Source organism: Helicobacter sp. (genome assembly GCF_017502485.1).
Classification (GTDB): Bacteria; Campylobacterota; Campylobacteria; order Campylobacterales; family Helicobacteraceae; genus Helicobacter_B.
Genome location: NZ_JAFVUX010000041.1, coordinates 19,821 through 27,024, shown reverse-complemented (window position 1 = coordinate 27,024; position 7,204 = coordinate 19,821). Strand labels below are relative to the sequence as shown.

The window sequence follows — 7,204 nt, the reverse complement described above, 5'->3', positions numbered from 1 at the left end:
GTTTTGATTTGCTCAGTCTGAGATTTAATTTGCTCAGTTTGAGTTTTAATTTGGTTAGTAGCTGTTTTTATAGCATTAGTTTGCTCTATTGCTGCATCTTTAATAGCTAAAGTTTGTGTTTTAATGTTCTCAAAAGCCTCTTTAGCCTCTTCAAAACTCTGCTCTAAATACTCTTTATTTACAGCATCTTTAGCGTCCTTAGGTGCTGCTAGATGGGTTAGTCTAGAATTACCTGTATCCACAAGCTTCTCTAGACCAGTATCTACCAACCTAAGCACCTTAGAAGTCTCTAAGATGCTAGTAGAATTAAATACTTCACTACTCATAAATTACCTCCTTTCATTTATGTTATTAAATAGGTTTTGACCCACAGCTTCCTCTTTCTCTTTTATATGTATATCAATAGCTGGTACTCTATGTTTTGAAAGTTTAGAGCTATCACCATTTAATAGCTTACTTCTCTCTTCACGACCCTCTTTATACTCAGCAAACATATCAGAATTATTTTTTACATACTCTTTCTTAGCCCCTCTATAAACCCTATCTACAGCCTTAGTTATTTCAGCTTTTCTTAGTTCAATAGGTAGTGCTTGATATTTAGGGTCGCTTATAAGCTTTTGTAGAATATCTTTTATCCCCATATTTCCAGCTATCTTTCTTATAGCATTTTCTTGGCTAGGCGTTAGGTCTAATGTAACACCATTTAAACTAAAGGTATCACTAACCCCCTTACCATTGTAACCTACATTTATAAGCTCTAAATATACAGGGTCTTGTGTAAAGTCTCCATATCTAATACCAGCAGTCTTGCTATGCTGAGCTACAGGCTCACCAAGCACTGATAACCTAGGCTCTAAAGTAGTAGGGGCTATAATCGCTTGTATCTGATTACCTACTGCCTCAAACACACCTGCTAACCCATCATCATCAGGTCTTAGCTCTCTTACATACTCAATCCCACCAAATAACTCTCTAAGCATTGAGCTATAAGGGATTATAGAAGCAGTAATAGATTTAGATATTGTCTGTGTTAGAGTTTTCTCATTTACTGCATCAGCAGTCATAGCTTCTACTAACCCTGATAGGGCTGTCATATAGGATTTACTAATGACTGTATTAGCAAGAGCTATCATAACAGCAGCAAAGGCATTTCTTTTATCCTCTTCTTCTGCTTCATTGTAATGCAGAGCTTGTCCTAAGTTTGCCACAGCACCTATTAACATACCCACAGGGTCGAACCTAGAAAAGCTCACCCAAGTATCATCGCCTAGCTTTATAGAGTTCTCAGGTGGCATACCTGGGACACCCCTTAGCTCCTTAGGGATACTACCTATTAACCTTCCTTCTTCCATAAGCTCCCAAGTTTGCCACATCATAAATGAACCTAGAGCAACTTTATTTAAGGCAGTCCATCTCCTTACTCCACCTTCTGCTATATCAGCTTGAAACTCTCTACTTAAGATAGCTAGAGGCGTCATACGCCCTGCACCTTTAACTAAGTTTAAAGGAGTATTTACAAAAGGGATAGTATATTTCATAACAACACCTAATGGGTTGTTTAGATGCTTTATATCTGTAATAGACATAGCTACTTTATCTAGCCCAGCACCTACACCACCTAGTATCCATTTAGGGTAGTTATCTTTAACATCTTTAGCTATTATCCTAGCGTTATCTAAAAAATAACTATCAGTCTCACCCCATTTTTTTAAAGGTGGATTAGGGTTAAGGTCTGTTATAGTTACACCATCTTTATTTAAAGGTGTTGTAAAGGTCATAGACCTAGCTGTCCCTATGGCTGAGCTATGGATTGATTTGATATCTTCTACTAGCTTTTTTTCTGCTTCAGTTAAATTCTGCTTATCTAAACCTAGTTTATTTATAAATCTTTGAGATAAATCCTTATTTTGCACAGGAACATTTGTTGGGTCAAAAACTATATCTTCAAGAGCCTGTAGCTTCTCCTCTTTAGAAGCATTAGCATACAAAGGGCTTTCATTGATATAGTTAATACCAAGCCTATATATTTCACTCTTATACACTATGGCTTTCATAGCTTCATCAGTAGATTGTAAAAATCTAAGTGGAAGTGTCATAATATCCATCAGATATCCAGCAGTCCAAGCCACAGGGTGCTGTTTCCAGTCCCTATTAACCCAGTACTCTCTACCTGCTTTAGAGTAGTGGCTAGGCGTTAATTTAGATGTTGAGTGTTCAACCTTGATATTAATATCCATATAACTCTCATTATCTTTAAATGAACGCCAAAAATAACCCATATTATCTTCAGGTATCCCCTTATGATATCTAAAGGCATCTGCTATACCTGCTGCTAGTCCTTTATAAGCTGCTTGTATCTGTGATAGCTCATTTATATCTCTTCTAGACAGAGCCCTACCAAATATAGCCATATGTTGTGTAGCTAAATGCATACCTATGTTTAGAACACTTGAGCCAATATTTATAAGGTGTGTAGGATACCCTGATAAGATACCACCTAAGAAACCTGCATAAACACTATTAAAAGTAGTAAATCTGATAACTCCTGCTTCATTAAGACCATCTTTGATATTACCTTCTTCAATCTTTTTAGAGAAAGATTTTAAAGCATTTAAGATATCATCGTGTCCTCCAGCTCTTCCCATTAGATTTTTTAGCTCATACTCAGTGAGTGATTTTATATCAACTTCACTAGCACCTACTTTTATCTTATGGGCGTTTAAGGCTCTACCTACATTTGCACTAAGTCCCTTTAGGGCTAATCTCATAGAATATACCTGATTTAGCTTAGCATATAGCTCTAGAAGCTCAGGGATATCTTCTTTACCTTGAGCTACCTTAGCTAGATAGTCATCTATCTCTAATTTAAGAGTATTAGAGAATTGATAGACTATCCTTCTTACTGCTAGAACCCTCATAGCTAGTTGCTTGGTAGCTTCAGCTTCTTTATTTATAAATCTCATAGCTATGCCTAGCTCACTATCTGTAAGCTTACTTACAACTTCGCCTAGGTCATCCTTGATATATGTACTAGACTTGTCCTTAGTGGTTTTATGCTTATTAGGTCTAATAGCACTATTGCTTCGTTTATCCCAAGCTTTTAAATCATCTAATAACCACTCTTTTTTATCTAAGAACTTTTTAACCATCTTTTCAAAATCACCAGTGGTTGCTATTGCCTTGGTTATGCTATTGCTTTTTAGTGCTTTTTTATCCTTTTCACTCATATCTTTTATTTTCGTTTTAGAGTGAAATAAAACATCATCAGCTGCTCTAGCACTAATAAGCTGCTGCGTGGCTTGTTCATTAACCTGTCTAGCTTTAGCCTCTCTACTACCCATAGTTGGTTCATATTTATCCATTATCTTATCTAAGGCTTGTCTAGACTTAGTATAAGCATTAGTTTGAGTATAGCCTTCTTTAAAGCTACCTAGTATTTTTAAGACACCATCTACTACTTTTTCCCATAAGTTTTTCTCTTTTAAATAGGTTCTAAAAGCAGGGTCAGATAGTTCAGCTAAAAACTCGTGTTCGTTCTTAAAGCCATAGAACTTATCTTTTCTTCTCTTTCCATCATTTTTTACTATAGTAAATATGCTCTTTAGCTCATTTACACCATCTATTTGGGTCTGAGTTAGGTTAGCTGTATTGCCTTTTTGAACTGATAGAATAACCTTTGAACTAACGCTATGGATAAGCTCGTGTAGCATAGTCTGAGACTTTAGCTCATCACCTTGTTTGGCTATGTGGCTATTGTTAGGATATACATTTATTATGTTTTTATCAACATTGTAACTACCTAAAGTAGCTGAAGTGCTTCTTTTGCTTGTTACTACATCTACTCCTAACTTTCTAGCTGTGTTTATTACACTATCAAATATCTCTAGATTTTCTGCATCACTATTTATAGCTCTAAACTCAGCTTCAAAAGCCTTTAACCCAGCAGTGCCTTCATACACTATATCATCGCTAGTTACTCTAGCAGCTTGTATAGGGGCAAAGTTACCCTCTTTTAAATCCTTTTCAAGCTTAGTTATAGTCTCTTGTAGTTGCTTGATTTCTTTAGAGTTATCCCTAGTAGCTCCCCTTTTAGCTCCTTTGCGATTTCCTTTAGTTTTAATAGCACTAGCTGCTAGTTTATCTTTAGCAGCAGCTAACTGCTCTTCTAACTCACTCTTAGATATACTAAAGCCTTCCTTACCTTCTACTGGGGCTATTTGAGCATCTTTAGCGTTAGTTTCAGCAGCCTTAGGGTCTTTCTCATCTATTTTAGTTTTTAATCTATCTATAGCAGACATTAACCCTGCCTTGCCACCAGTAGCTAAATGGCTGTTCTTAAATATTCTAAGACCTGCTATCGCTCCATCAACAATAAAACCAGCTACTAAGCCTTCAGCAGCATTTTTTACAGACTTCTCAAGTATAGTATCATCACCATCAATTGCTAGGTAATTTAACAATGTGTTTTGTAGCTGAGGTTCTAAAGTTATTAAAAGGTTTGCTAGGTTATTCTCTCCCCTTTCCATAGCAACCATATCTGTCATAACTGCTGCTCCAGTTACATTTGCATATGTAGGTGCAGCTTTTAAAGCTCCCTTAAATACTGCAAAACCTGTAATAAAATTAACTAGCCCTTCAGTAATTCTACCTGCTGTTGTAGATGGTTTTTCTTTAAGCCCTACTGAGTTTCTAAAGCTAAATACACTATCTATTAGCTCTTGCTCCTCAGCTGTTCTAAGGTGAGGCTCTTTATTCCTAGCTTTGTTAAGTGCTTCTATTGCAGCTAACTTCTCTGTATCTCCTGTTAGGCTATATAAAGTAGCACTACCAAACTCAATAGTATTATCTAAAGCACCGTAGATACCTCTAGCAGCACCTACTAACATACTCTTAGCTGTGAAAAGCATTGGGTCTTCTTTATACTCAGCCCAAACCTTCAAGTGGTCTTTTGAATATACTCCAGCATCAACTAGGGTTTGAAAGTTTCTTTGGGTTTTAATCTTTAAAAAGTCCCCACCACTAGCTTTTAAATCTTCATTAGCAGCCCATCTATCTACTTGCGTATCTGTTAGCATACCTTGGTCATATAGTGCTTCTATATGCCTATAGTCTGTAATATCCCAAATATTAACCACCATACCATCTTCATCGTGTATCAGATTAGGCATAGCTGTTGGTGGGACACCCTCATACTTATATGGTTCAGGCTCAGGTTCAGGCTCAGGTTCAGGCTTAGAATATGTTGCTATAGTATCCATAAACGCTTTAGTATCTTTATCTACATTTTGGCTACTAAGCAGATTAAGTGGGTCATCAGCATCAATGTTATCTATATTACTAGCATACTGGCTTACAGTACCCATAAACGCCTGAGTATCTTTATCTACATTTTGGCTACTAAGTAGATTAAGTGGGTCATCTATATTGTTATCCACTTGTTGCGTTTTATCTATACTTTGCATATATTCCTTTCTTTATTAATTCTTTGCAGATGTAGCTTTTACATTGTCTTTTACCTTTTGTGCATTATCTGCTTTTGCTTTTTCTTCTTCTTTCTTATTCTTTTTAAACTCATCAAAATCTTTTCGGTCATTCTTGGCTTTTTCCACAATTTTATACACTATCTGTCTATATTCTGCTACTGTAGGTCTTCTTTTATTTTCACTAATAAATAGCTTTACCTCTCTATTTAAAGCAACACTAGCTCTATATTTTAATTCTTTTTGACCTTCATCACCTTGTAAAACTGGTTTTGGATAGTCTTCTATAAGATAATTTAGAGCTGTTTGATGTTCTTCAGATAATAGACTTTGCAGAGTTTCGTCATAATCTTCATAATTTATTTTTCCTTGCATAAATCCGTTATAGAGCATCTTAACTGCATTATCAGGGTTGGTTATGGCAGTTATATTGATATATTCTAATAAATCTTTTTCACTAGATACTACTTTAGTAATAGCCTGTTCATAAGCATTAGATAATTGTAGGTGTTCCTCTCCAGTTATATGCCCTAGACTATAGTATTTAGCTTGTTTGACTATAAAAGTATCGTGAATTTCTTTCTTTTTTACAGGGTCTTCTGTAATATTATATTGAGCAAGAAGCCCTGCTAATTCATTAAGAGCACCATCTTTATTAGCCTTATCTCTTTTATCTGCTAAAGCTTGTTTTGCTTTTATTAGCTGTGCTTCCATCGCCCCTAGTCTATCTCTAAAACCATACTTTTCTTGCTGTCCTTCTCCTGAAGAAGTGATAAGATTTATAGCAGCTATCCCATCAATATCCATATTACCTAGGTTTTCTATTATGTCTTCAGCTTCATCAAATCTATTTTGCTCAACTAAGGCATTAAAGCTTTGTTCCATATTGTCATATACTAGGTGTGTTACAGCTATCTTGCTCTCTTCACCACCCCCTTGCTCATATGTATAATCTCTTAAAACTGTTAGGTTATTGCTATTTAAATCCTTTATGGGTTTCCCTTCTATATTTCCTCTAAGATACTCACCCAAAATCTGTGTCTTTTGCTGTCTAGCTCTTTCAACTCTAGCCTTTTGAGTTCTAGCTAGAGCATCTCCCATACCTATAGCTAACATATCAGAAGCACCCTTGTAAATTATGGGCTTACCTTGCTCATCTAAATCCCTATAAGGTGCTTGTATATCTCCCTTAGGGAAATGCTCATTTATATGTCTAGCATAGGTCTGTCTAGTCATCTCAGCAGGGTCAGGGCTATCTACATAGTTACCAGCTGCTGCTACTTCTGCTGCAGCTGCTGAGAGAGCCTTTTTGGCATTTATCTCATCTACCATACCACCAAAGCCCTTTTTATAGGCTTTATCGCTATATAGACCAAAGATACTCAAAGTAGTCTCTTTAGAGTTCTTAGCACTCTCGTGGTCATAGCCCTCCCCATCAATAGCTTTATCTAAGCCGTTCTCATAGACACTATTTAAAGCATCTCTTCTACCTTGTTCTTGTAGTATCTTGTTATTATCATTTGTTATTCTCTCACCTAGTCTAGCTGCATTACCTAGCAAATCCCCTAAAAGAGCTATAGCCTTTGCATCGCCTGAAGGTGAGTAGTCAGCCCTAGTAAAGCTGCTATCTACTGGGGCTGCTACAACTCTTGCTTCAGGTGTTTGTGATATTAAATCTCTTATCCTTCTAGGTTTTATCCGACTTACTTCTAACCTAGCCATAG

Annotated in this window: 3 protein-coding genes; all 3 read right to left on the bottom strand. The window is 36.3% G+C overall.

All coding sequences use genetic code 11. The features are described 5' to 3' along the window. Window positions 1-326 (bottom strand): hypothetical protein (locus tag IKB69_RS08355; protein WP_290948286.1); only part of this gene is annotated, 326 nt, incomplete at its 3' end. A gap of 3 nt (window positions 327-329) precedes the next feature. Further along, window positions 330-5,462 (bottom strand): hypothetical protein, encoded by a 5,133-nt coding sequence (locus IKB69_RS08350; RefSeq protein WP_290948285.1) that lies wholly within the window; start codon window positions 5,460-5,462, stop codon window positions 330-332. 15 nt (window positions 5,463-5,477) lie between these two features. After that, entirely contained in the window at window positions 5,478-7,202 is a 1,725-nt protein-coding gene (locus IKB69_RS08345) for a hypothetical protein (RefSeq protein WP_290948283.1), read from the bottom strand. Between the last annotated feature and the right edge of the window lie 2 nt (window positions 7,203-7,204).